Source organism: Streptomyces sp. NPDC088747 (genome assembly GCF_044751025.1).
Lineage (GTDB): Bacteria > Actinomycetota > Actinomycetes > Streptomycetales > Streptomycetaceae > Streptomyces.
This window is the reverse complement of record NZ_JBIVKZ010000003.1, coordinates 216,227-238,841: the sequence shown is the minus strand read 5'-3', so window position 1 is coordinate 238,841 and position 22,615 is coordinate 216,227. Positions and strand designations below refer to the sequence as shown.

21 protein-coding genes and 2 tRNA genes are annotated in these 22,615 nt (G+C 70.2%); 15 read left to right on the top strand and 8 right to left on the bottom strand.

Annotated features, from left to right (window positions below):
* The first annotated feature begins 57 nt into the window (after positions 1 to 57).
* Both ACIP79_RS09465 and ACIP79_RS09460 read left to right on the top strand, forming a co-directional pair.
* Positions 58 to 297 (top strand): hypothetical protein, encoded by a 240-nt coding sequence (locus ACIP79_RS09465; protein WP_401221444.1) that lies wholly within the window; start codon positions 58 to 60, stop codon positions 295 to 297.
* Between the two features lie 113 nt (positions 298 to 410).
* Positions 411 to 1,505: a PDZ domain-containing protein gene (locus ACIP79_RS09460; RefSeq protein ID WP_401221441.1), complete on the top strand. Its 1,095-nt coding sequence runs from the start codon at positions 411 to 413 to the stop codon at positions 1,503 to 1,505.
* A 33-nt stretch (positions 1,506 to 1,538) separates the two neighbouring features.
* Here the strand turns inward: ACIP79_RS09460 and ACIP79_RS09455 are convergent, their stop codons facing one another.
* Positions 1,539 to 2,081: a PPA1309 family protein gene (locus ACIP79_RS09455; RefSeq protein WP_383687960.1), complete on the bottom strand. Its 543-nt coding sequence runs from the start codon at positions 2,079 to 2,081 to the stop codon at positions 1,539 to 1,541.
* Between the two features lie 164 nt (positions 2,082 to 2,245).
* Here ACIP79_RS09455 and ACIP79_RS09450 point away from each other — a divergent pair, with 164 nt between their 5' ends.
* The 4 genes from ACIP79_RS09450 to ACIP79_RS09435 all read left to right on the top strand — a co-directional run bounded on the left by ACIP79_RS09450 (position 2,246) and on the right by ACIP79_RS09435 (position 7,589).
* Positions 2,246 to 5,191, top strand: a complete 2,946-nt coding sequence (locus ACIP79_RS09450) for a UPF0182 family protein (RefSeq protein WP_401222097.1) — start codon at positions 2,246 to 2,248, stop codon at positions 5,189 to 5,191.
* A 42-nt stretch (positions 5,192 to 5,233) separates the two neighbouring features.
* Positions 5,234 to 5,307, top strand: a tRNA-Met gene (locus ACIP79_RS09445).
* Positions 5,308 to 5,533: 226 nt separating this feature from the next.
* A complete protein-coding gene (locus ACIP79_RS09440; RefSeq protein ID WP_383687961.1) occupies positions 5,534 to 7,348 on the top strand; it encodes a sel1 repeat family protein in 1,815 nt (604 codons plus the stop codon).
* A 167-nt stretch (positions 7,349 to 7,515) separates the two neighbouring features.
* Positions 7,516 to 7,589: transfer RNA gene (locus ACIP79_RS09435), tRNA-Met, on the top strand.
* A 66-nt stretch (positions 7,590 to 7,655) separates the two neighbouring features.
* On the opposite strand, the gene ACIP79_RS09430 is transcribed toward ACIP79_RS09435, so the two are convergent.
* Positions 7,656 to 8,072 (bottom strand): Fur family transcriptional regulator, encoded by a 417-nt coding sequence (locus ACIP79_RS09430; RefSeq protein WP_401221438.1) that lies wholly within the window; start codon positions 8,070 to 8,072, stop codon positions 7,656 to 7,658.
* Between the two features lie 142 nt (positions 8,073 to 8,214).
* On the opposite strand from ACIP79_RS09430, the gene ACIP79_RS09425 reads away from it, so the two are divergent.
* A complete protein-coding gene (locus ACIP79_RS09425) occupies positions 8,215 to 9,666 on the top strand; it encodes a catalase (RefSeq protein ID WP_401221435.1) in 1,452 nt (483 codons plus the stop codon).
* Positions 9,667 to 9,759: 93 nt separating this feature from the next.
* On the opposite strand, the gene ACIP79_RS09420 is transcribed toward ACIP79_RS09425, so the two are convergent.
* Together ACIP79_RS09420 and hisN are read right to left on the bottom strand one after the other, a co-directional pair.
* Complete coding sequence (locus ACIP79_RS09420; RefSeq protein ID WP_383681728.1) at positions 9,760 to 10,158, bottom strand: cyclic nucleotide-binding/CBS domain-containing protein; 399 nt, start codon at positions 10,156 to 10,158, stop codon at positions 9,760 to 9,762.
* A gap of 242 nt (positions 10,159 to 10,400) precedes the next feature.
* The gene (gene hisN, locus ACIP79_RS09415; RefSeq protein ID WP_401221433.1) at positions 10,401 to 11,201 is read right to left on the bottom strand and encodes a histidinol-phosphatase; all 801 of its coding nucleotides are present in this window, start codon (positions 11,199 to 11,201) and stop codon (positions 10,401 to 10,403) included.
* A gap of 356 nt (positions 11,202 to 11,557) precedes the next feature.
* Here hisN and ACIP79_RS09410 point away from each other — a divergent pair, with 356 nt between their 5' ends.
* Positions 11,558 to 12,166 carry a TetR/AcrR family transcriptional regulator gene (locus tag ACIP79_RS09410; RefSeq protein WP_401221431.1) on the top strand — a complete coding sequence of 203 codons (609 nt, stop codon included), beginning with the start codon at positions 11,558 to 11,560 and terminating at the stop codon, positions 12,164 to 12,166.
* A gap of 16 nt (positions 12,167 to 12,182) precedes the next feature.
* Here ACIP79_RS09410 and ACIP79_RS09405 read toward each other — a convergent pair whose 3' ends face one another.
* The 4 genes from ACIP79_RS09405 to ACIP79_RS09390 form a co-directional block, all read right to left on the bottom strand.
* On the bottom strand, positions 12,183 to 12,506 hold the full coding sequence (locus tag ACIP79_RS09405) for a multidrug efflux SMR transporter (protein WP_362027310.1): 324 nt from the start codon (positions 12,504 to 12,506) through the stop codon (positions 12,183 to 12,185).
* A 137-nt stretch (positions 12,507 to 12,643) separates the two neighbouring features.
* Positions 12,644 to 13,654: a ribosome small subunit-dependent GTPase A gene (gene rsgA, locus ACIP79_RS09400; RefSeq protein WP_401221428.1), complete on the bottom strand. Its 1,011-nt coding sequence runs from the start codon at positions 13,652 to 13,654 to the stop codon at positions 12,644 to 12,646.
* A 16-nt stretch (positions 13,655 to 13,670) separates the two neighbouring features.
* Positions 13,671 to 15,011 (bottom strand): 3-phosphoshikimate 1-carboxyvinyltransferase, encoded by a 1,341-nt coding sequence (gene aroA, locus ACIP79_RS09395; RefSeq protein WP_401221425.1) that lies wholly within the window; start codon positions 15,009 to 15,011, stop codon positions 13,671 to 13,673.
* A 91-nt stretch (positions 15,012 to 15,102) separates the two neighbouring features.
* On the bottom strand, positions 15,103 to 15,825 hold the full coding sequence (locus tag ACIP79_RS09390) for a M50 family metallopeptidase (protein ID WP_401221422.1): 723 nt from the start codon (positions 15,823 to 15,825) through the stop codon (positions 15,103 to 15,105).
* A gap of 50 nt (positions 15,826 to 15,875) precedes the next feature.
* Here ACIP79_RS09390 and ACIP79_RS09385 point away from each other — a divergent pair, with 50 nt between their 5' ends.
* From ACIP79_RS09385 to ACIP79_RS09355, 7 genes are all read left to right on the top strand, one after another.
* Positions 15,876 to 16,691, top strand: coding sequence for an SOS response-associated peptidase (locus ACIP79_RS09385; RefSeq protein ID WP_387185924.1), 816 nt, complete (start codon positions 15,876 to 15,878; stop codon positions 16,689 to 16,691).
* A gap of 49 nt (positions 16,692 to 16,740) precedes the next feature.
* Entirely contained in the window at positions 16,741 to 17,367 is a 627-nt protein-coding gene (locus ACIP79_RS09380; RefSeq protein WP_401221418.1) for an alpha/beta family hydrolase, read from the top strand.
* Positions 17,368 to 17,622: 255 nt separating this feature from the next.
* Positions 17,623 to 18,315 (top strand): RNA polymerase sigma factor SigR, encoded by a 693-nt coding sequence (gene sigR / locus ACIP79_RS09375; RefSeq protein ID WP_365443425.1) that lies wholly within the window; start codon positions 17,623 to 17,625, stop codon positions 18,313 to 18,315.
* Positions 18,312 to 18,614 (top strand): mycothiol system anti-sigma-R factor, encoded by a 303-nt coding sequence (gene rsrA / locus ACIP79_RS09370; protein ID WP_401221415.1) that lies wholly within the window; start codon positions 18,312 to 18,314, stop codon positions 18,612 to 18,614. Before sigR ends, rsrA begins: the two co-directional genes overlap by 4 nt.
* 153 nt (positions 18,615 to 18,767) lie before the next feature.
* Entirely contained in the window at positions 18,768 to 20,159 is a 1,392-nt protein-coding gene (locus tag ACIP79_RS09365; protein ID WP_401221412.1) for an HD domain-containing phosphohydrolase, read from the top strand.
* Between the two features lie 83 nt (positions 20,160 to 20,242).
* A complete protein-coding gene (locus ACIP79_RS09360) occupies positions 20,243 to 21,424 on the top strand; it encodes an HD-GYP domain-containing protein (RefSeq protein WP_401222094.1) in 1,182 nt (393 codons plus the stop codon).
* A gap of 165 nt (positions 21,425 to 21,589) precedes the next feature.
* Positions 21,590 to 22,570, top strand: coding sequence for a tetratricopeptide repeat protein (locus ACIP79_RS09355; protein WP_401221410.1), 981 nt, complete (start codon positions 21,590 to 21,592; stop codon positions 22,568 to 22,570).
* The last annotated feature ends 45 nt before the right edge of the window (positions 22,571 to 22,615 follow it).

The window sequence follows — 22,615 nt, the reverse complement described above, 5'->3', positions numbered from 1 at the left end:
TGATGGTTAATCTGCTGATCAGTCAGTTGCGGTCGCTCATGGGGTTGGGAGGTCGGCATGGCGGCGCTTGCCTGGTTGCTGATTCCGTTTTTGGCTGCGGTCGGCGCCGGACTGTGGGGTAGTTGGGCCAGCCGGAACCGCAAGACCACGGGAGACGGCATCGAACTCGACGGTTACGCCCGCTTCCGCGCGGCCATGGAAAGGCCCGAGGCCGTGGACCGGTACGAGGTCGTGGAGCGGCCCGTCGGCGCCAAGAGGTCCGTGGCGCTGGAGAAGTCCTCCTCCGACGCCGCCTGACGCTCCGGCGCTCTCGGCCCGCGAGGTCCGTGGGGGCGGCGGGGCCCGTGGCCAGGCCCCCGTACGGACGGCCCCGACGGCGCTTTGACAGCACCGTCCCGTACTGTCGTGCCATGCCACGCCGCACCGCGACGATGCTCGCCTCCACCCTGATTCTGATCGCGCTCCTGTGCGCGGGAGTGTTCATCAAAGTGCCGTACTCGGAGATGTCCCCGGGGCCGACCGTGAACACGCTGGGCGACCACGACGGCGAGCCGGTGCTGCAGATCAACGGGCGCAAGACCTACCCGGCGACCGGGAATCTCAACATGACGACCGTCCGCGTCACCAGCGCCGACTACAACATGAACCTCGTCGAAGCGGTCTACGGCTGGCTCGCGCACGACAACAAGGTGGTCCCGCACGACACGCTCTACCCCGACGGCAAGACGGAGGAGCAGTCGACGCAGGAGAACGCCGAGGAGTTCAGCCAGTCCCAGGAGAGCGCCAAGGTCGCGGCCCTCAAGGAGCTGGACATCCCGGTGAAGTCCTGGGTGATCGTCTCCACGGTCGTCAAGGACTCCCCGGCCGAGGGCAGGCTGCACGCCGGTGATGTGATCAAGGCCGTCGACGGTACGACCGTGAAGGCGCCCGACGACGTCGCGGAGCTGGTCACCAAGCACAAGCCGGGCGAGAAGGTCGTCTTCACCGTCGTGCCCGCCAAGGCTCAGGCCGCCGCCGAGAAGGAGAACAAGACGGCGACCGAGACCGAGGACATCACGATCACCACCAAGAAGTCCGACGACGACGGTGAGTCGCGCGCCATCGTCGGGATCTCCGCCGGGACCGACCACACCTTCCCGTTCACCATCGACATCAAGCTCGCCGATGTCGGCGGACCGAGCGCGGGGCTGATGTTCGCCCTCGGCATCGTGGACAAGCTCACCTCGGGCAACCTCACCGGCGGCGAGTTCATCGCGGGCACCGGCACCATCGACGACGCAGGCAAGGTCGGCCCGATCGGCGGCATCGAGATGAAGACGGTCGGCGCGCGGGACAAGGGCGCCCAGTACTTCCTGACGCCCGCCGACAACTGCGCGGACGCCGCCAAGGACACCCCCGAGGGGCTCACGCTCGTCAAGGTGAAGACCATCGACGACGCGATGAGCGCCCTCAAGGACATCAGTGCCGGAAAGACGGCCGACCTGCCGAAGTGCACCACCGAGTAACAGTGGACGCGTCCGGCGTACGGCTTCGCGAAGCTACTCCGCGAACGTCGCCGACAGGGCCTCCGCCAGTCCCGGGACCAGGCCCGCGCCCGTGAGCACCTCCGCCGGAGCGTCCTTCTCGCGCAGGCGCAGCGCGGAGTCGCGGGTGCCGTCACGCAGCACACCGACCGTCATGCGCACCTCCTGACGGTCCGGGTGCTCGGCGACCCACTGCGTGAGCTTCTTCTCACTGAGACCCTCCGGGACGGAGGCCTCGGCGGACGGCGGCAGCATCAGCCGCTCCACGGTGAGCGCGCAGCCGACGACGGCGTCCGGCCAGGCGATGGTGCCGAGAAACTCGTCCAGGGGCTTGCCCGCGGGGATCTCGTCCTGCTCGATGGGGGTGAGACCGGTGGTCGCCGGCTCGTCCTGGAGGCCGAGTTGGGCCGCGAGGCCGGGTTCCTGGGCCCGTAGCCGTGCGGTGTCTACGAGGGCGAAGAGGCGAGCGGGCTGGTCCCAGCCGAGGCCGGAGGCGTACTCGTCGATCTCGAGTACGGCCCGGGTGAGCGGGCTCGCTGCCATGGGAGTGTTGGACATGGTCACAATCCTGCCTCGTTAGTCCCCGGAAACGGGAACCGAGTAAAGCGTGAGTAAGTTGCATAGATGAGGCTCCACGATCACGGAGCCTGACGAATGGTCCACGATCACGGGGACCTGACGGACCAACAGCGAACTTCGAGGTGCGCACCTTGGCTTTCCAGATGCCGGACCGCGGCGGAGGCCCGTCGGGGCCACGGATCAGAGTGGGCCGCCCGTCCCGGCGTGTCCGGACCCTGCTCATGACACTGGGCGTGCTGGCCGCACTGGCCATGGCCTTCGTCATGTTCGCGGGGTTCTGGACGGACTGGCTCTGGTACCGATCGGTTCACTACTCGTCGGTGTTCACGACCACGCTGTGGACCAAGATCGGGCTCTTCTTCGTCTTCGGGCTGCTCATGGCGGCCTCTGTCGGCGTGAACATCTGGCTGGCGCACCGGCTGCGCCCGCCGCTGAGCGCCATGTCGATGGAGCAGCAGAGCCTCGACCGGTACCGCATGGGGATCGCGCCGTACAAGAGATGGCTGCTCCTCGGCGTCACCTCCCTGGTGGGACTGATCGCCGGCGCGTCCGCCTCGGGTCAGTGGCGCACGTGGCTGATGTGGGTCAACGGGGTTCCCTTCAACCAGGAGGACCCCCAATTCGGCCTCGACATCTCCTTCTACACCTTCGACCTGCCCTGGTACCGCTTCCTGCTCGGCTTCGGCTTCGCCGCCACCGTGCTGTCGCTGATCGCCGCCGCGCTCACGCACTACCTCTACGGCGGGCTGCGCATCACCAGCCCCGGGGCGCGTGCCACGGCGGCAGCCACCGGGCATCTGTCGGTCCTGCTGGGCCTCTTCGTCGCGCTGAAGGCGGTCGCCTACTGGCTCGACCGGTACGGACTCGCGGTGAAGTCCAGTGACTTCAAGGCGACCGACAGCTGGACCGGCCTGAGGTACGTCGACGCCCACGCGTATCTGCCGGCCAAGACGATCCTGTTCTGCATCGCCGTGATCTGCGCGCTGCTGTTCTTCGCCACCCTGTGGCGGCGTACCTGGCAGCTGCCCGTCATCGGCTTCGGCCTGATGGTGCTCTCCGCGATCCTCATCGGCGGCCTGTACCCGGCGATCGTCCAGAAGTTCCAGGTCCAGCCGAACGAACAGGCCAAGGAAGCGCCGTACGTCGCGAAGAACCTCAAGGCGACCCGGGAGGCCTACGGGATCGAGGGCACCGACGTCACGGAGTACGCGGGCACGAGCGAGACCAAGGACACCACCAAGCTGCGTGAGGACGCCGACACCACGGCGAGTATCCGGCTGCTGGACCCGAACATCGTCTCCCCGGCGTTCCAGCAGTTGCAGCAGATGAAGAACTACTACGCGTTCCCGACCAACCTGGACGTCGACCGCTACAGCGCGGACGGCACGGACCAGGACACGGTCATCGGGCTGCGTGAGCTGAACCTCGCGGGCATCCCGAAGAACAACTGGATCAACGACCACTTCCGCTACACCCACGGATACGGCGTGGTCGCCGCCAAGGGCACCACGGCGACCTCCGGCGGCCAGCCGGTCTTCACCGAGTCCGACCTGCCGTCCAAGGGCGACCTCGGTACGTACGAGCAGCGGGTCTACTACGGCGAGAAGACCACGCAGTACTCGATCGTCGGCGGTCCCCAGAAGGAGATCGACTACTCCGACGACAACGGCGAGAAGACCACGAGCTACCGGGGCAAGAGCGGGATCAACCTCTCGAACCCGATAAACCGTGCCGCGTACGCCGTGGCGTTCAGCGAGCCGCAGATCCTCTACTCCGGCGCGATCGGCGAGGGTTCGCGGATCCTCTACAACCGCACGCCCAAGGACCGGGTCGAGGCGGTGGCGCCCTGGCTGACCATCGACGGTGACGCCTATCCGGCGGTCGTCGACGGGAAGATCCAGTGGATCGTCGACGCGTACACGACCACCAACGGCTATCCGTACGCCTCCCGCACCACGCTGGGCGACACGACGGCCGACTCGCTGACGGCGACCAACAACCAGCGGGCGGTGGTGGCCCAGCAGAACCAGGTCAACTACATCCGCAACTCGGTGAAGGCGACCGTCGACGCGTACACCGGTGAGGTCAAGCTCTACCAGTGGGACACCGAGGATCCGGTCCTGAAGACCTGGATGAAGGCGTTCCCGAACACGGTGGAGCCCCGGAGCGACATCTCGTCCTCGCTGATGGCCCATCTGCGGTATCCGCAGGACCTGTTCAAGGTTCAGCGCGAGCTGCTGACCCGCTACCACGTGAAGGACGCGGACACCTTCCTCAGCGGCAGTGAGGTGTGGCAGGTCCCGGACGACCCGACCAACAAGTCGGGCGACGCGGTCCCGCCGTACTACCTGAGCATGGAGATGCCGGGGCAGACGTCACAGGCGTTCTCACTGACCACGACGTTCACACCGAACGGCCGGGACAACCTGAGCGCTTTCATGTCGGTCAACGCGGAGGCGGGCACACCCGGCTACGGCAAGATCAGAATTCTGAAACTGCCGACGAGTGAACCCGTCGACGGGCCCAAACAGGTCCAGAGCCAGTTCAACTCCCAGCCGACGATCGCCGAGTCCATCAGACTCCTGCAGGGCGGCGACTCGGAAGTCGAGTACGGCAACCTGCTGACGGTGCCACTCGACGGGGGACTGCTCTACGTGGAGCCCGTCTACGTACGCGGTGGTGGACTCAAGTACCCGCTGCTGCGCAAGGTGTTGGTGAGCTACGGAGGCAGAACCGCCTTCGAGAACACGCTCGACGCGGCGCTCAACAAGGTTCTCGGGGCAGAGGGTTCGACCACCGAACCACCACCCGACAACACCACCGACCCGCCGCCGACTTCGAACAACCCGACGGTCCAGGAAGCGCTGAACGACGCCCAGAAGGCCTTCGACGAGGGCCAGGAAGCCCTCACGAAGGGTGACTGGGAGGCGTACGGCGTAGCGCAGAAGGATCTTGAGTCCGCGTTGAAGCGGGCCGAGGAGGCGCAGGCCAAGGCCGACGAGCCCACCGGTGGCGGTGGCGGCACCGCGAGCCCCGACAGCAGTGCGAGCCCGACTCCGAGCGGTAGCGAGAGCCCGGCCGACGGCTGAGTCAGGAGCACCCCGCGCCGTGGTACGGTTGCAACACAACGGCGCGGGGTGGAGCAGCTCGGTAGCTCGCTGGGCTCATAACCCAGAGGTCGCAGGTTCAAATCCTGTCCCCGCTACTGAAAGTCGAAGGCCCGGATCCTGATCAAGGATCCGGGCCTTCGACGTGTGTCACGGCGCGCCGCTTCCGGATGACCTGGAGACTCGCGTGATCTGCTGCTCCAAACGTGGGGAGTTGGAAAATCTGTGTTTGACTTGTCTCTCTGTGGGCATGTCGACAAAACGCTGAAGTGACCTCACTGGCTGCGGTATACCAGGTGTACCCAGGTTGCAGGTGGTGCGACGATGGACGTTATGGGGGACAAGGCAACTCTGTTGGATACAGGGCGTTTTGTGCAGCCTACCGATCGGGACGAAACCGGCGAGGCTGCCGAGGAGGCACGCCAACGGCTCGCCGCGGAAGCCGGCGAAGTCGAGGCCATGAGTGTCCTCGGAGCGATGCTGCTGCGCCGCGGTGATCTCGACGGAGCCGAGCCTCAACTGCGTGCCGCCACGGCCGCCGGAGACCGCGCGGCCGCCAACAACCTGGGTGTCCTCCTGCACCAGCGCGGCTACGGCGAGGAGGCGGCAGGCTGGTGGCGGATCGCCGCCGTCGCCGGTTCCGCGGCCGCCGCGCACGCACTCGGCCGCTACCACCGCGAGCGCGGCGACGAGCCCGCCGCCGAGTACTGGCTGCGCCAGTCCGCCGAGCAGGGCCACGCGCTGGGCGCGTACGCGCTCGCCGACCTGCTGGAGCACCGCGCCGACGTCGGCGCGGAGCAGTGGATGCGTGCCGCCGCCGAGCGCGGACACCGCGAGGCCGCGTACCGGCTGGCGCGCACCCTGGACCGCAAGGTCGTGGACTCGGGCGCGGCCAGGGCGGACGGCGGCGTCATCGGCGCCGGCGGCGAGGAGGCCGAGCAGTGGTACCGCCAGGCCGCCGCGCGCGGGCACCGACGGGCCGCGCTGCACCTCGGGGCGATCCTGGAGAAGCGCGGCCAGCTCAAGGAGGCGGGCCGCTGGTATCTGACGTCCGCCAAGGACGGTGAGGCGCGGGCCGCGTGCGCGCTCGGCTTCCTGCTGCGCGACGCGGGCGACCCCGACAGCGCCGCCGTCTGGTGGCTGCGGGCCGCCCAGGACGGAGACGGGAACGCCGCCAACGCGCTGGGCGCGCTGCACGCCGAGCGCGGCGAGACACAGACCGCCGAGCGGTGGTACCGCGCCGCGATGGACGCCGGTGACGTGAACGGCGCGTACAACCTCGGGCTGCTCTGCGCCGAGCAGAGCCGCACCGCGCAGGCCGAGCAGTGGTACCGGCGTGCCGCGTACGCCGGTCACCGCGAGGCGGCGAACGCGCTCGCCATCCTGCTGCTCCAGGTCGGCGACGCGGCCGGGGCCCAGCCGTGGTTCTCCAAGGCCGCGGAGGCCGGGAGCGTGGACGCCGCGTTCAACCTGGGGATCCTGCACGCAGGACGGGGCACCGAGGACGACGACGAGGCGGCCCTGCGGTGGTACGAGCGTGCCGCCGCCGCCGGACACACCGAGGCGGCGCTCCAGGTGGCCATCGCGCGGCTGCGTGAAGGGGACGAGCGGGACGCCGAGCGGCATCTGAGGTCCGCGGCGGGGGGCGGCAGCGCCGAGGCCGCCTACCGGCTCGCCGCCGTCCTCGACGCCCGCCGCCCGCCGGTGCCCGCGCACGAGCTGGGGGAGCCCGCGCAGGAGAAGAGCGAGTGCGAGGAGTGGTACGAGCGGGCGGCGTCCCAGGGGCACCGTCGGGCGCAGGTGCGGGTCGGGATGCTGGCCGCCGCGCGGGGCGACGTGGTGGAGGCGGCTCGGTGGTACCGCGAGGCGGCGGAGGCGGGGTCGCGCAACGGCGCGTTCAACCTGGGCCTGCTGCTCGCTCGCGAGGGCAGTGAGCCGGAGGCCGCGGTGTGGTGGGAGCGGGCCGCCGACGCGGGGCACGGGCGGGCGGCGCTTCGGCTCGCGCTCGTGTACGCGCGCGGCGGAGAGCTCGCCGAGGGGCAGCGGTGGGCCGACCGTGCGGTCTCTCTTGGGCCCGCTGAGGTTTCCGAGCGGGCTGCTCGGTTGCGGGACGCGTTGCGGGAGGAGTTGTCGGCGTGAGGGGTGGGGGAGGATGGTTTTTTCGCCCCCTCCGCCCCTTCCCGTCCCGTTCCTGGGGGCTCCGCCCCCTGACCCCCGTTCGCCCGAAGGGCTCGTCCTCAGACGCTGGACGGGCTGGAAGTGATTTGCGCTGGTCCGCAGGGGTGACGTACTGTTCATTTCAACGACGCGGGGTGGAGCAGCTCGGTAGCTCGCTGGGCTCATAACCCAGAGGTCGCAGGTTCAAATCCTGTCCCCGCTACTGAAGACCGAAGGCCCGGAACCAATGGTTCCGGGCCTTCGGTGTGTTTGCTGTCGGTCGGGGCGGTCAGGCCGCCGCGCAGTTCGGGCAGAGACCGCGGTAGGTCACCTCGACGTCCGACACCGTGAAACCGAAGCGCTCCGAGTCGGGGAGATCGCCGAGCGGGTTTCCGTCCGGGTGGACGTCCCGGATCGAGCCGCACTGGCCGCAGACCAGGTGGTGGTGCGGGCGGTGCGCGTTCGGGTCGTACCGCTTGGCGCGCTTGTCGGTCGCGACTTCCAGCACCTCGCCGAGGGAGACCAGCTCGCCCAGTGTGTTGTAGACGGTCGCCCGGGAGATCTCCGGCAGCCTGACGACCGCACGCGCGTGCACCTCGTCGGCCGTCAGGTGGACGTGCTCGCCGTCCAGGACCTCGGCCACGACGCGCCGTTGTGCGGTCATCCGCCATCCGCGTCCGCGTAGTCGTTCCAGCAGGTCGCTCATGCGAACAAGCCTAACAGTAAAGGGAACAGATCCCGAACAGGTGTGACTTTGGAGCTCTCCTTGACTTGGACATTGTCCAATGTAGGATCGATTGCGGTACTGGGTGAGGTCAGAACTCGCTCGAACGACGCAGGAGGCGCACGTGACGCAGGGACCGCTTACGACGGAGGCCGGTGCGCCGGTCGCGGACAACCAGAACAGCGAGACCGCCGGCATCGGCGGGCCCGTCCTCGTCCAGGACCAGGCGCTGCTGGAGAAGCTCGCGCACTTCAACCGCGAGCGGATCCCGGAGCGGGTCGTGCACGCGCGGGGCGCCGGTGCGTACGGCACCTTCACGCTCACTCGTGACGTCTCGCGGTGGACCCGGGCCAAGTTCCTCTCCGAGGTGGGCAAGCGGACCGAGACCTTCCTGCGGTTCTCGACCGTGGCGGGCAACCTCGGTTCCGCGGACGCGGTCCGTGATCCCCGCGGTTTCGCGCTGAAGTTCTACACCGAAGAGGGCAACTACGACCTGGTCGGCAACAACACCCCGGTGTTCTTCATCAAGGACGCCATCAAGTTCCCCGACTTCATCCACACGCAGAAGCGCGACCCGTACACCGGATCGCAGGAAGCCGACAACGTGTGGGACTTCTGGGGGCTCTCGCCCGAGTCCACGCACCAGGTGACCTGGCTCTTCGGTGACCGTGGCATTCCGGCGACCCTGCGGCACATGAACGGGTACGGCTCGCACACCTACCAGTGGAACAACGAGGCCGGCGAGGTCTTCTGGGTCAAGTACCACTTCAAGACCGACCAGGGGATCAGGAACCTCACCACCGAGGAGGCCGTCCGGCTCTCCGGTGTGGACCCCGACTCGCACCAGCGCGACCTGCGTGAGTCCATCGAGCGCGGTGACTTCCCGTCCTGGACCGTGCAGGTGCAGATCATGCCGGCGGCCGAGGCGGCGAACTACCGCTTCAACCCGTTCGACCTCACCAAGGTGTGGCCGCACGAGGACTATCCGCCGGTCGAGATCGGCAGGCTGGAGCTCAACCGCAACCCGGAGAACATCTTCGCCGAGGTCGAGCAGAGCATCTTCTCGCCCGCGCACTTCGTGCCGGGTATCGGGCCCTCGCCCGACAAGATGCTTCAGGGACGGCTGTTCGCGTACGGCGACGCCCACCGCTACCGCGTCGGAGTCAACGCCGACCATCTGCCGGTGAACCGGCCGCACGCCACCGAGGCGCGTACCAACTCGCGTGACGGGATCCTGTACGACGGGCGTCACAACGGTGCGAAGAACTACGAGCCCAACTCGTTCGGCGGGCCCGTCCAGACCGGTCGCCCGCTGTGGGTGTCGACCCCGGTCGCCGGTGCGACCGGCAACCACGAGGCCCCTGTTCACGCCGAGGACGACGACTTCGTGCAGGCGGGGAACCTCTACCGGCTCTTCTCCGAGGAGGAGAAGGTCCGGCTGATCGAGAACCTGGCGGGGTTCATCGCCAAGGTCTCCCGGGACGACATCGCCGAGCGGGCGATCGGCAACTTCCGTCGGGCCGACGGGGACTTCGGGAAGCGGCTTGAGGCCGCGGTCCAGGAGCTGCGGGGCTGACGGGGCGCTGTCGCGGGTCGTTGGCGGTTCCGCTTCACGCGGTGGTGGGCCGGGCTCCCTGGGTTCCAGGGGGCCCGGCCGGTTGAGCGGGTGTCAGACCTGCGCGGGTGAGCGCCGGCGGGTCGGGGCCCAGCAGCGGATGATGTCCCGGACCGAGACGATGCCGACGGGGCCTGTGCCGTCGAGCACGATCAGGTGTCGGAAGCCGCCGTGCGACATGGCTGTCGCGGCTTCCTCCAGGGTCCAGCCGGGGGCGGCGAAGACGACGTCGGTGGTGGTGTGGCTTCCTGCGGTCTCGGTGTCCGGGTTCTGGCCCAGGGCCACCGAGTTCAGGATGTCGCGCTCAGTGAGGATTCCTAGTCCGCTCGAGTCCTCGTCGAGGACTACGGCCGCGCCGATGCGGCGCGCGGACATCAGGCGGGCCGCCTGGCGGAGGGTGTGTGCCGGGCCGATGGTGAGGACCACCGTGCTCATGGCGTCGCGGACGAGCATGGGCTGGAGCCACCTCCTTGGTGAACCGCTTGTCCTGGCGGTGCCGGGATTCCTGGCGTCGCGCCGGTCTTCGGCTGGGTGCCGATCGGTGGCGGTGGCGTCGGGGTCCCCGGCGGGCGTCATGAGAAGTGATTCACAAGTTCACAAGTGGGGGGCTCTCAGAGTCGCAGGTAAAAGGAGGGTCAACAAGGGGGCGCGTGGCGCTGGTTCGGGGCGCCCGGGGGTTACTCAGGAGCCTCGCCTCAGTACCGCTGGTTCAGGTAGCCCAGCAGTTCGTCGTGCAGGATCCCGTTCGACGCGGCGGCGTTGCCGCTGTGCGGGCCGGGGCGGCCGTCGAGGCCGGTGAAGGAGCCGCCCGCCTCGGTCACGATGATCGCGTTCGCCGCCATGTCCCAGAGCGAGAGCTCGGGTTCGGCGCAGATGTCGACGGAGCCCTCGGCGACCATCATGTACGGCCAGAAGTCGCCGTAACCGCGGGTGCGCCAGACGGCCTTGGTGAGGTCGAGGAAGCCGTCGAGGAGGCCCTGGTCCTCCCAGCCGCTGAGCGAGGAGTACGCGAAGGAGGCGTCCGCGAGGCGCGAGACCTTCGAGACGTGCAGCGGGGAGGCGGAGGTGAGGCTGCGGCCCGTGAACGCGCCGGCGCCTTTCGCCGCCCACCAGCGGCGGCCGAGCGCGGGGGCGGAGACCACGCCTACGACCGGCTGGTAGCCGCCCTCGGCCGCCTCCATCAGGGAGATGAGGGTGGCCCAGACGGGGACGCCGCGTACGTAGTTCTTCGTGCCGTCGATGGGGTCGATCACCCAGCGGCGGGGGCCCGTGCCCTCGATGCCGTACTCCTCGCCGAGGATCGCGTCGCGAGGGCGTGCCCGCTGGAGCTGGCCGCGGATGAGTTCCTCGGCGGCCTTGTCCGCCTCGCTCACCGGCGTCATGTCCGGCTTGGTCTCGACCTTGAGGTCCAGCGCCTTGAACCGGGCCATCGTCGCGGCGTCGGCGGCGTCGGCGAGGACGTGGGCCAGCCGCAGGTCATCGTGATAGTCGGGCATGGGGGAACCGTATCTGCCTGTCCTGGGGAGGGCTACACGGCCTGGGGGTCCCCGTGGGCGAGGTACCGCGCCGGTCCGGCTGTGGGGCGGGGCCGCGCCGGAGCATCCGTCCTCGGTCTGGCGCGGAATCGGTCGGGCAGGAAGGGGGCGGTGTTGACGCGCCAGCCGCTGCGGGCGGACGTTCCGGCGCGTCCCCTTGCGTTGGGTCGCGGGTGCCGCTGTGTGGTCCCTCCGGTTCTGGCCGGTGAGGGGCTCGTCTCTTGGGCGTGCGGTTCCGGGGGTTGTGCGCACTCTTGACAGTGAACCTGTGCGCGTCAAACCTGAGCTGCGGAGCCGATCGCCGCTGGGAGGCGATGATGCCTGCTGCTCGGGAATCCCTTTTGGACGCCGCTTACACGGCGCTCGCGCGTCGGGCGTGGTCCGCGGTGCGGATGGTCGATGTGGCCGCCGTGGCCGGGGTGTCTCGCCAGACGCTCTACAACGAGTTCGGGAGCAAGGAGGGGCTGGCGCGTGCCCTCGTACGGCGGGAGACCGATGCCTATCTGGCGGGGGTGGAGCGGGCGTTGGGTGCTCACGCGGACGCCCGTGAGCGGCTGGTCGCCACCGCCGAGTGGACCGCTTCGGCGGCGCGGGGCAACGTGCTGGTGCGGGCGATGCTGACCGGGTGCTGGAGTGAGCGGCTGCCCGCGCTGACGCTCTCCGCGGTGCCCTCGTCCTCCGCCGTGCCCGCGCAGCGGCGTGCCGACGGGCCGCTGCCCTCGCCCGCCGACCTCGTGGCGCTCGTCCGTGACAAGGCCGTCGTCTCGCTCGCCACCTCAAGGGGGGTGGACACGGCCGAGCTGGCCCGCTCCTGCGAACTGGTCGTCCGGCTCTCGCTGTCCTGTGTGTCCGCGCCTCCCGGGGAGGGCGGGCTGTCCGACCTGGTGCGGGCCGCCCTGCCGCCCGTTCGGCGCCTCAGCGTCTAGAGAGGGGGGAGTGCGTTCAGTGTGCGGAGCCTGACAGTTGGAGGCCGATGACTCCCATGATGACGAAGCTGATGGAGACGATCTTCAGGGTCGACACGAGGTCGCCCAGGAAGATCATTCCGTAGATCGCGGTGCCGGCCGCGCCGATGCCTGTCCAGACGGCGTACGCGGGGCCCACGTCCAGCTTCTTGAGGGAGAGGGTCAGCAGGCCGAAGCTGCCCAGGGCGAAGACGCAGAACGCGACCGTGGGCCAGAGTCTGGTGAAACCGTGCGACAGCTTGAGACAGACGGCGAAGCCCGTTTCGAGCAGTCCCGCCACAACGACCAGCAGCCATGCCATGGCTTGTCCTCCCACGTCCGAACGTCGACTGCTTGGTCTGGTCAGCGGCTTTTCCGGTGGTACTGGGTGCGAGTATGCATTTACCGGCATGGTGGGGGGCGCAAACAACGCGGAGGTCATACGGCGAACAAGCCGTATCAGTCGCCCTCGTGCCGCTCGTGCGTCGCCAGCAGCCGGCGCAGCGAGTACAGCCGGGCCGGGTCCGCGTGACCGTCCGCCACCCACTGGTCCAGCGCGCAGTCCGGCTCGTCGTGACTGCACGCGCGGGGGCAGCCCTCGGTGCCGGGTTCGAGGTCGGGGAAGGCCTTGATGACCCGGGAGGGGTCCACGTGGTGGAGGCCGAAGGAGCGGACGCCGGGGGTGTCGACGACCCAGCCCGCGGAGTCCGGGAGCGGGATCGCCCGTGCCGAGGTCGTGGTGTGGCGGCCTCGGCCGGTGACCGCGTTGACGTGGCCGGTGCTGCGTTGCCGGTCCTGCGACACCAGCGCGTTGACCAGGGTCGTCTTGCCCACGCCTGAGTGTCCGACGAAGGCTGTGATCTTGCCGTTCAGTTGTTCGCGGATCAGGTCCACGGCCTGTCCGTCCGCGAAGTCCTCACGGGTGGTGACCACGAAGGGGATGTCCAAGTCGCCGTACAGCTCAAGGAGTTTGTCCGGCGGGGCGAGGTCCGACTTCGTCAGGACGAGGAGCGGTTCCAGGCCGCCGTCGTACGCCGCCACCAGGCAGCGGTCGATCAGGCGCGGGCGCGGCTCGGGGTCGGCGAGGGCCGTGACGATGGCGAGCTGGTCGGCGTTGGCGACGACCACGCGCTCGTAGGGATCGTCGTCGTCGGCCGTGCGGCGCAGCACCGAGGTGCGCGGCTCGATGCGGACGATGCGGGCGAGGGTGTCCTTGGTGCCGGACAGGTCGCCGACGATCGCCACCCGGTCGCCGACCACCGCCGCCTTGCGGCCCAGTTCGCGGGCCTTCATGGCCATCACCACACGGTCCTCGACGAGGCAGGTGAGCCTTCCCCGGTCGACGGTGAGGATCATGCCCTCCGAGGCGTCCTCGTGCTTGGGGCGGATGTTCGTACGCGGACGGTTGCCCTTGCGGTTGGGGCGGGTGGGGATGTCGTCCTCGTCGGGGTTCTTGCCGTAACGGCGCATGATCGTGATCCGCCCGTCAGTTCCCGAGCATTGCGGTCCACAGATCGGGGAAGTCCGGGAGGGTCTTCGCCGTCGTCGCCACGTTCTCGATCTGTACGCCCTCCACCGCCAGGCCGATGATCGCACCGGCCGTCGCCATGCGGTGGTCGTCATAGGTGTGGAAGACGCCGCCGTGCAGCCGGCGCGGCCGGATGTGCAGGCCGTCGGCCGTCTCCGTGACGTCGCCGCCGAGCTCGTTGATCTCCTTGGTGAGCGCCGCCAGGCGGTCCGTCTCGTGCAGCCTGAGGTGGGACACGCCGCTGAGGGTCGAGGGGGAGTCGGCGAGGGCCGCCACCGCCGCGATGCCGGGGGTCAGTTCGCCGACCTCGCCCAGATCCACGTCGATGCCACGGATCGAACCCGAACCGGAGAACTCCAGCCCCGCCTCGGTCAGTTCGCAGGAGCCACCCATCTCGGTGAAGATCTCCCGCAGCCTGTCGCCCGGCTGGGTGGTGTGCGCGGGCCAGTCAGGGATCACGACCCTGCCGCCGGTCACCAGGGCCGCCGCCAGGAACGGCTGCGCGTTGGACAGGTCCGGCTCGATGGTCAGGTCACGGCCGAGCAAGGCGCCCGGCGTGACCCGCCAGACGTTCGGTTCGCCGCCCGACTCCGGGGTGTCCACCTGGGCGCCGACCGTGCGCAGCATGTCGACCGTCATCCGGATGTGCGGTAGGGAGGGCAGCGAGGCGCCGATGTGGCGGACCTCCACGCCCTGGTTGAAGCGCGGGCCGGACAGCAGGAGGGCGGAGACGAACTGCGAGGACGAGGACGCGTCGATCTCCACCGGGCCGCCGTCCAGCGCGCCCCCGCCGTGCACGGTCAGCGGGAGTGCGCCGCGGCCGTCGTCGTCGATGCGGGCGCCGAGCAGGCGCAGCGCGTCGATCACGCCGTTCAGCGGGCGTTCGTAGGAACGAGGGTCGCCGTCGAAGCGGATCGGGCCGTCGGCGAGGGCCGCGACGGGCGGCAGGAAGCGCATCACCGTGCCGGCGTTGCCGACGTCGACGGTGGCCGGGCCGTGCAGGCCCGAGGGGATGACCCGCCAGGCCTCGCCCGAGGCGTCCGGGCCCGCGGCGACCGTCGAACTCGACGACACCGTCTCCTCGATGCCCACGCCCATCGCGCGCAGCGCGCCCGCCATCAGCAGCGTGTCGCGGGAGCGGAGCGGGCGGCGCAGCCAGCCGGGCTCGGAGGCGAGTGCCGCGAGCACCAGCGCGCGGTTGGTGACCGACTTGGACCCCGGTACGTGGACCGTCGCGTCGACGGCTCCGCGCGCGTGCGGGGCGGGCCAGAGGGCGGTGTGGGCGGGGTTAGCGGTCATGCGCCCAGTTTAGTGGCGGTCGGCGCCACCGGATTCTGCCGGGGAACGGCTCGAAGGGGCCGTCGCGCACCGGAAAGCGGCCTCCGGGGTGTCACATGTCCAGCAGCCACCGGCCGCCGCCTATCAGGGAGCACAGCGACACCGCGTGGAACAGGAACAGCCACAGGCCCGCCGGTACGTGCGTGAGACGCGACAGCTGGTCCGCGTCCGAGTCGCCCGCGCCGCCGCGGCTCCGCTTGGCCTGGAGCTCGAAGGCCGGGCGGACACCGCCGACCAGGAGGAACCACACCACCACGTACGCGAACGCCGCCTGCACCTGGGGACCGGCGAGCCAGGACACCACCACGAAGGTGCCGCCGGTGAGGAGCACCGTGAGCGCGCCGTACGCGTTGCGGATCATCACCAGCATCGCCACCAGCAGAATCGTGGCCAGCCAGAGCAGCGCGGTGATGTGGTTCGCGCCGAGCAGCGCGGCGCCGCCGAGGCCGAGCAGCGGGGGAGCGGTGTAGCCGGCGGAGGCGGTGAGGATCATGCCGAGGCCGGTGGGCTTGCCGCGGCTGACGGTGAGGCCGCTGGTGTCGGAGTGCAGCCGGATGCCGTTGAGGCTGCGCCCGGTGAGCAGGGCCACCAGGCCGTGGCCGCCCTCGTGCGCGATGGTGATGGCGTTGCGGGAGAGCCGCCAGACGCCGTGCGGGACGGTCACGGCGAGGGCCGCGACGAGGGTGGCGATCACCACCCACAGATCGGGGTCCGGCTGGCTGCCGAAGACCTGGTCCCAGACCCCTGACAGCGAGGTGGCTGCGGTGCTGTCCATTGTCGGAGGTGGCTCCCTCTGGTGTCGTGGAATCTGGCAGTGTGGCACGTATGTGCGGACGGTATGCAGCGAGTCGTGGGCCCGAGGATCTCGCAGGAATCTTTGAGATCGAGAAGTGGGAGCCCGAGGAGGCTCTTGCCCCGGATTACAACGTGGCCCCGACCAAAGAGGTCTATGCGGTTCTCGACCGTCCCGTTAAGGACGCCGACACCTCGCGACCGGTTCGCCAGCTGCGCACACTCAAGTGGGGACTCGTCCCGTCCTGGGCCAAGACGCCCGAGGGCGGCGCCCGGATGATCAACGCGCGCGCCGAGACCGTCCACGAGAAGCCCTCGTACCGCCGTGCCTTCACGACCAGGCGCTGCGTCATCCCCGCCGACGGCTACTACGAGTGGGTCACCGGGGCCGGTGAGCGCGATCTGGAGGTCGAGGGCAAGAAGAAGCGGCCGCGCAAGCAGCCGTACTTCGTGACGCCCGCGGACGGTTCGGTCTTCGCGATGGCCGGGCTGTACGAGTTCTGGCGGGACCGGACGCTTCCCGACGAGCATCCGCTGGCCTGGTGGGTGACGTGCTCCGTCATCACGACCGAGGCCGAGACCACGCCGCTCGCGGTGGCCCCCGCCGACGGGCCGCGGACGCTGGCCGACATCCACCCCCGGATGCCCCTGATGCTCACACCGGACCGCTGGGACGCGTGGCTGGATCCCGCGCGGACCGAGGTCGAGGACCTGCGCTCACTGCTCGCCGCGCCGCCGGCCGGGCTGATGCGGGCCTACCCGGTCTCCACGGCCGTGAGCAACGTGCGCAACAACGGGCCGGAGCTGCTGAAGGAGCTGGAGGGGCCCGAAGAGGGCACACTCTTCTGACGTGAGTTCTGACACAGGTTCCGACAGAGGTTCCGACACGGGTTCTGAAGTGACCGAGCTGGTCGAGACGGAGGCCGGCACCGGCCGCGTCACCTGGCACCGGGCGGCGGGCGCGCGGCTTGTTCTCGCCGTCGGCCACGGGGCCGGCGGAGGCGTGGAGGCGCGGGACCTCCAGGCGCTCGCCCGCGTGCTCCCCGCGCACGGCGTCACGGTCGCGCTGGTCGAGCAGCCCTGGCGGGTGGCGGGTAAGAAAGTGGCTCCCGCTCCCAGGACGCTCGACGTGGGCTGGCGGGGACTGTGGCCGACGGTCGCGGGGGCCGGGCTTCCGGTGATCGCGGGCGGGCGCAGTGCCGGAGCCCGCGTCGCCTGCCGTACGGCGGTGGAGCTGGGCGCCGCCGCGGTGCTGGCGCTCAGTTTCCCGCTGCACCCGCCGGGCCGCCCCGAGAAGTCACGCGCCGCGGAACTGCTCGGCTCCGGGGTGCCCACCCTCGTCGTACAGGGCGGCGGTGATCCGTTCGGGAGACCCGAGGAGTTCCCCGAGGGGACGTACGAACTCGTCGAGGTGCCCTACGGCGATCATGGCTTCGCCGTCCCCAAACGGGCGCCGCTCGGCCAGGACGAGGCCCTGAAGATTATTCAGGACGGTGTCGTGAAGTGGACCTCGTCACTCGCGTAACGCCCGGGAATGTTGAGCGGCGGACCTCTGTTGTGGCGATACAGACAGCACGGAACGCGTGCTATCCCGTTCGTACGAGAGGAAGTCCGCCGCATGGGTTCGACCATCTGCCCGAGCCGCAGCAGCGCTGACCTGGACTGGACGGTGCTGCACGCGGGTAAGAACGCGCCTATTCGGGCGGCGGCGGGTGTCGATGTTCGTCTATCCTCCGATTCCAGTGGGACCGGTCTCGGTCTCGCTACGTCGCTGGAGGAGGTGGGTCCGGTCACTGGGACCGACGCAGGGACCGAACATGGCCAGGCGGACCAGCCCGAGGGCCAGGGCACGAGCGACGCGACCACGGAATCGTCCACGGAGCGCAGCGCGCGCTTCGAGCGGGACGCGCTCGAATTCCTCGACCAGATGTACTCGGCCGCGCTGCGCATGACGCGCAATCCGGCCGACGCCGAGGACCTGGTGCAGGAGACGTACGCGAAGGCGTACGCGTCCTTCCACCAGTTCCGCGAGGGCACCAACCTCAAGGCGTGGCTCTACCGCATTCTCACGAACACCTTCATCAACTCGTACCGCAAGAAGCAGCGTGAACCCCAGCGCAGTGCGGCCGAGGAGATCGAGGACTGGCAGCTCGCGCGCGCCGAGTCGCACATGTCGACAGGGCTGCGCTCCGCCGAGTCGCAGGCGCTGGACCACCTGCCCGACTCGGACGTGAAGTCGGCGCTGCAGGCGATCCCCGAGGAATTCCGGATCGCCGTCTATCTCGCGGACGTAGAGGGCTTTGCGTACAAGGAGATCGCGGACATCATGGGGACACCCATCGGCACGGTGATGTCCCGACTGCACCGCGGACGTCGTCAACTGCGCGGCATGCTCGAGGACTACGCGCGTGACCGCGGGCTGGTTCCGGCCGGTGCCGGAGAGTCGAACGAAGCGAAAGGCTCGGGCTCATGAGCTGTGGAGAGCCGCACGAGACGGACTGCAGTGAGGTCCTCGACCATCTCTACGAGTTTCTCGACCACGAGATGCCGGACTCGGACTGCACCAAGTTCGAGGTCCACTTCGAGGAGTGCTCGCCCTGCCTGGAGAAGTACGGGCTGGAGCAGGCCGTGAAGAAGCTCGTCAAGCGGTGCTGCGGTCAGGACGACGTGCCGACCGATCTGCGCGCCAAGGTCATGGGCCGCATCGATCTGATCCGCTCGGGACAGACCGTGCCCGAGCATGACGTGGCCACCGCGCCCCAGGAGTCCTGACCCGCCCGCTCGGGCGCCTTCCCGCGGCACCTGTCGTCACCCGTACGTGCTAATCCGTGGGCTCTGAGCCCACGGATTGGGCCGTTCGGTGTCCCCCGGCCTTTTGTGCCGCCCTAGGCTCCGGAGTTCCGGAGTCGGGGAGGGGACGAGGAGATGCGGTCGGTGTCGGCGGGGACCCGGGTCTACGTGACCTGTGTCGTTCTCGGTGCCGTGGCCGTTCTCGCTCCGCTGCCGACCGTCCGGGTCGCCTGGTGGATCGTCGTGCTGCTGGCGGTGCTGTACGCCGGGTGCGAGCGGATCACTCTTCCGCGTGGCCCCAGGGCCGCGGGCATCCCCGGTCACGCCGTCCCCCAGGGGATGGGCACCTTCCTCCCCGTGCTGCTGGCCGGGGCCTTTCTGCTGCCGCCCCCGGCCGCCGCGCTCGTCGCGGTGCCGGGGGCTCTGCTCGCCCGGGTCGAGCACCGGCCGCGCGGGCTGCGCCGGGTCTGGCGCGCGGCCCAGTTCGGCGTCGCGATCTGGGCCGCCTCCCGGGTGCACTGGGCGCTGGGCGGCCGGGACGCCGTGGTCGCGCCCGACTTCCCGTACGCCCTCGTGCCCGCCGGGGCCGCGGTGCTGACCTTCTGTCTGGTGCAGACCGTCCTGGACGGCGGCATTCTCGCGCTGGCCGAGCGGGTGCCGGTGCGGGCCGCCTGGCGCGGGCTCCTTCCGCGTTCGCTGGCGCCCGTCACCGTGCACGGGCTCGCGGGGCTGATGATGGCGGTGCTGTGGCGCAGTCCGTACGGGCCTGTCGCCGCGCTGCTCGTGCTGCTGCCGATGTACGTCTCTTGCTGGGTGTTCGCCCAGTACCACCGGGAACGGGCCGCCCACCAGGCCACCATCCGCGCGCTCGTCCAGGCCGTCGACATCAAGGACGGGTACACCCGCGGGCACAGTGAGCGGGTCGGGCAGGCCTCGATGATGATCGCGCGCGAACTCGGCATGGACGACCGGCGGGCCGAGGTGCTGCGGTTCGCCGGGATCCTGCACGACGTGGGGAAGCTGGGGGTGCCCACCCGGCTGCTGCGCAAGGACGGGCCGCTGACCCCCGAGGAGCGGCGGGTCATCGAGCTGCATCCCGAGTACGGGCACGAGATGGTGCGGGGGATCGGCTTCCTGGGGGAGGCGCGGTCCGCGATCCTGCACCACCACGAGCGGCTGGACGGGAGCGGCTATCCGTACGGGCTGACCGGGGCGCAGATCCCTGAGTTCGCCCGGGTGGTGGCCGTCGCCGACGCGTTCGACGCCATGACGTCCACCCGGTCCTACCGGCGGGCCCGGCCGGTGCCGGCGGCGCTGGCGGAGCTCGAACGGTGTGCGGGGGCGCAGTTCGACCCCGGGATGGTGGCCGCGTTGACGCGGGCGCTGGGCAGGTACGGGTGGCATCCCGCCGTCACGGCTGACACCGGTACGCCGCTTCGCGGTGGGGTTTGCCCGCCCGCCGCGCCAGCCGACTCCAGTCGGCTGGAAGGGCACCCGACGAACTTCGCGGGGCGGAGGAGCCCGTGAGCGCCGTCGGCCTCGCCCTCGGCCAGGGAGCCACCGGGTCGCTCGGGGTTCTCGCCCGTGGTGCCGCCGCTGTCCTCGGTGTCGTGGCCCTCGCCGGCACCCTGTGGACCGGCCTCGACGATCGTGGCGTCGCGCTCGCCTTCGGGATCCTGGTGGCCGTGGGTGAGCTCACCCGCTGGAGCGGCGCCGAAGGGCGGGAGTCCGCTCCGCTCGGGGCCGCGGGAGCGCTGTCGTACGCGCTGCTCGGGGAGAACGCCGGGCAGGCGACGCATCACGGCGTCCTTCAGGTCGTCGCCGTGGTCACCGCCGCCGCGCTGCTGGGGTGTGTGCCCCACGTGGCCGGCGGGGCCGGTCCGTGCGCCGACCACCTCACACGGCGGATCCTCACCGTCGGGTTCGCCGCCCTCTGCTTCCAACCCCTCTACAACCAGGGGAAGTTCCTGGAATGGGGCGGCCCCGCCTACGCCCTGCTGCTGGTCGCGCTGCTGGTGCTCACCGCGCTCTGCGACGCCGTGCTCGCGGCGGCGATGGCGCGTTCGCGGACCCGGTGGCCGTTCGGGCCGCTGCTGCGGGACGAGTTGCGGGCGATGCCCGGCATCGGGTCCGCGGTGTGCGCCACGGGGGCCGTGATGGCGCTCGCCGTCGCCGTGGTCGGACTCTGGGCGCTGCCCCTGTTCTGCCTGCCGCTGCTGCTCACCCAGCTGTCCTTCAGGCGGTACGCCGCCGTGCGGGTCACCTACCGGCAGACCATCGCCTCACTGGCCCGCGCGACCGAGATCGCGGGATACACCCCGGCCGGGCACGCCCGCCGCGTCGCCCTCCTCAGCCGGGCCGTCGGGCGCGAGCTGGGGCTCTCCGAACCCGACCTGACCGTGTTGGAGTACGCCGCTCTGATGCACGACATCGGCCAGCTCAGCCTCGTCGACCCGGTACCGGCCGGGGCCACCGCCGTACTCCCCGCGGCGGAACAACGGCGGATAGCGCTGCTCGGCGGCGCCGTCGTACGGCAGACCGGAGTGGACGCGGAGGTGGCGGTGGTGGTGGAGCGGCAGGCCGATCCGTACCGGGAACAGCCGGTTCCCGCACGGATTGTGCGGGCAGTGAACGCATACGAGGAGATGGCCAGGGAAGCAGGGGCCACAGGCCCGCTCACGGCACTGGAGAAGCTGCGCCTGGGCACCGCCCACGACTATCAGCCCGAGGTCGTGGAGTCGCTGGCCAGGGTGCTGTTGCGGGGTGGCCTTAGGCTGCCCCAGGCTGGGTAACCCATGGGTAATGAGCGGCCGTCCGACGGTACGTGGTTGGATGCGAGGAAGAGGGTGTTCGGGGGTATGGGCCAGCCCGGGGCTGCGTTGTCCTCCGGGGACTCCTCAGGGAACTTTTCAAGGGACCGGCAGGCGGGAATCGCAAGGAACTGGCAGGCGGGAATCGTGAGGATCTTCGGCAAGGGACGACACCGGCCCTCCGCCTCATGGCGGCAGGCCACCGACCGCGCGTTCACGCTGATCGGCGACGGACGGTACGAGGACGCGGGCGCGCTGCTGACGCGCGCCGCCGACCTGGAGCCGTGGCTGTCCGAGTCCTGGTTCAACCTGGCGCTGCTGCACAAGTTCCGGCACGACTGGGAGCAGGCGCGGGCGGCCGGACTCAGGGCCGTGGCCCTCCTCGACCGGGAGACGGGCGCACCCGACTGGTGGAACGTGGGCATCGCGGCGACCGCGCTCCAGGACTGGCCGCTCGCCCGCCGCGCCTGGCAGGCCTACGGACTGCGGGTCCCCGGCGGCGCCGCCGTCTCCGGGGAGCCGGTCGGCATGGACCTCGGCAGCGCGGCCGTACGGCTGTCGCCCGAGGGTGAGGCCGAAGTCGTGTGGGGGAGGCGCCTCGACCCCGCCCGCATCGAGGTGCTGTCCATCCCGCTGCCGTCCTCCGGGCGCCGCTGGGGCGAGGTCGTGCTGCACGACGGGGTGCCGCACGGCGAGCGGACGATCGCCGCCGGGCACTCCTACCCCGTGTTCGACGAGATCGAGCTGTGGGCGCCGTCGCCCGTGCCCACCTGGGTTGTCCTCCTGGAGGCGGCCACCGAGGACGACCGGGACGCGCTGGAGCAGCTCGCCGCCGACGCCGGGTTCGCCGCCGAGGACTGGTCCTCGTCCGTACGGCTGCTGTGCCGGATGTGCTCGGAGTCGCGCATGCCGTCCGACGAGGGCGACGGCGAGCACCTCGATCCGCACGACCACAGCGAGCCGGGTCACCCGGGTCCGCTGGGTCACCGCACCGACGGACAGCTGTGGGTGCCCGAGCGTGAGTGCGGTCTCGCCGCGCCCGCCTCGCTGGTGCGCGGCCTGCTCGACGGATGGGTCGCCGACAGCCCGGACAGCAGGGACTGGCGGGACCTGGAAGAGGTCTGCTGAGCCGGTCGTCGGTGACGGCTGGGGAGGGACCCGTCCGTTCCCCGT

Excerpts from the sequence above, each read along its gene's own strand:
- ACIP79_RS09460 (WP_401221441.1), top strand. The coding sequence starts at position 411 with ATGCCACGCCGCACCGCGACGATGCTCGCCTCCACCCTGATTCTGATC.
- rsrA (WP_401221415.1), top strand. The coding sequence starts at position 18,312 with ATGAGCTGTGGAGAGCCGCACGAGACGGACTGCAGTGAGGTCCTCGAC.
- ACIP79_RS09385 (WP_387185924.1), top strand. The coding sequence starts at position 15,876 with ATGTGCGGACGGTATGCAGCGAGTCGTGGGCCCGAGGATCTCGCAGGA.
- hisN (WP_401221433.1), bottom strand. The coding sequence starts at position 11,201 with ATGCCCGACTATCACGATGACCTGCGGCTGGCCCACGTCCTCGCCGAC.
- ACIP79_RS09420 (WP_383681728.1), bottom strand. The coding sequence starts at position 10,158 with ATGCTCGTCCGCGACGCCATGAGCACGGTGGTCCTCACCATCGGCCCG.
- ACIP79_RS09440 (WP_383687961.1), top strand. The coding sequence starts at position 5,534 with ATGGACGTTATGGGGGACAAGGCAACTCTGTTGGATACAGGGCGTTTT.
- rsgA (WP_401221428.1), bottom strand. The coding sequence starts at position 13,654 with ATGCGCCGTTACGGCAAGAACCCCGACGAGGACGACATCCCCACCCGC.
- ACIP79_RS09410 (WP_401221431.1), top strand. The coding sequence starts at position 11,558 with ATGCCTGCTGCTCGGGAATCCCTTTTGGACGCCGCTTACACGGCGCTC.
- ACIP79_RS09390 (WP_401221422.1), bottom strand. The coding sequence starts at position 15,825 with ATGGACAGCACCGCAGCCACCTCGCTGTCAGGGGTCTGGGACCAGGTC.
- ACIP79_RS09405 (WP_362027310.1), bottom strand. The coding sequence starts at position 12,506 with ATGGCATGGCTGCTGGTCGTTGTGGCGGGACTGCTCGAAACGGGCTTC.
- ACIP79_RS09365 (WP_401221412.1), top strand. The coding sequence starts at position 18,768 with ATGCGGTCGGTGTCGGCGGGGACCCGGGTCTACGTGACCTGTGTCGTT.
- ACIP79_RS09465 (WP_401221444.1), top strand. The coding sequence starts at position 58 with ATGGCGGCGCTTGCCTGGTTGCTGATTCCGTTTTTGGCTGCGGTCGGC.
- aroA (WP_401221425.1), bottom strand. The coding sequence starts at position 15,011 with ATGACCGCTAACCCCGCCCACACCGCCCTCTGGCCCGCCCCGCACGCG.
- ACIP79_RS09430 (WP_401221438.1), bottom strand. The coding sequence starts at position 8,072 with ATGAGCGACCTGCTGGAACGACTACGCGGACGCGGATGGCGGATGACC.
- ACIP79_RS09455 (WP_383687960.1), bottom strand. The coding sequence starts at position 2,081 with ATGTCCAACACTCCCATGGCAGCGAGCCCGCTCACCCGGGCCGTACTC.
- ACIP79_RS09450 (WP_401222097.1), top strand. The coding sequence starts at position 2,246 with ATGCCGGACCGCGGCGGAGGCCCGTCGGGGCCACGGATCAGAGTGGGC.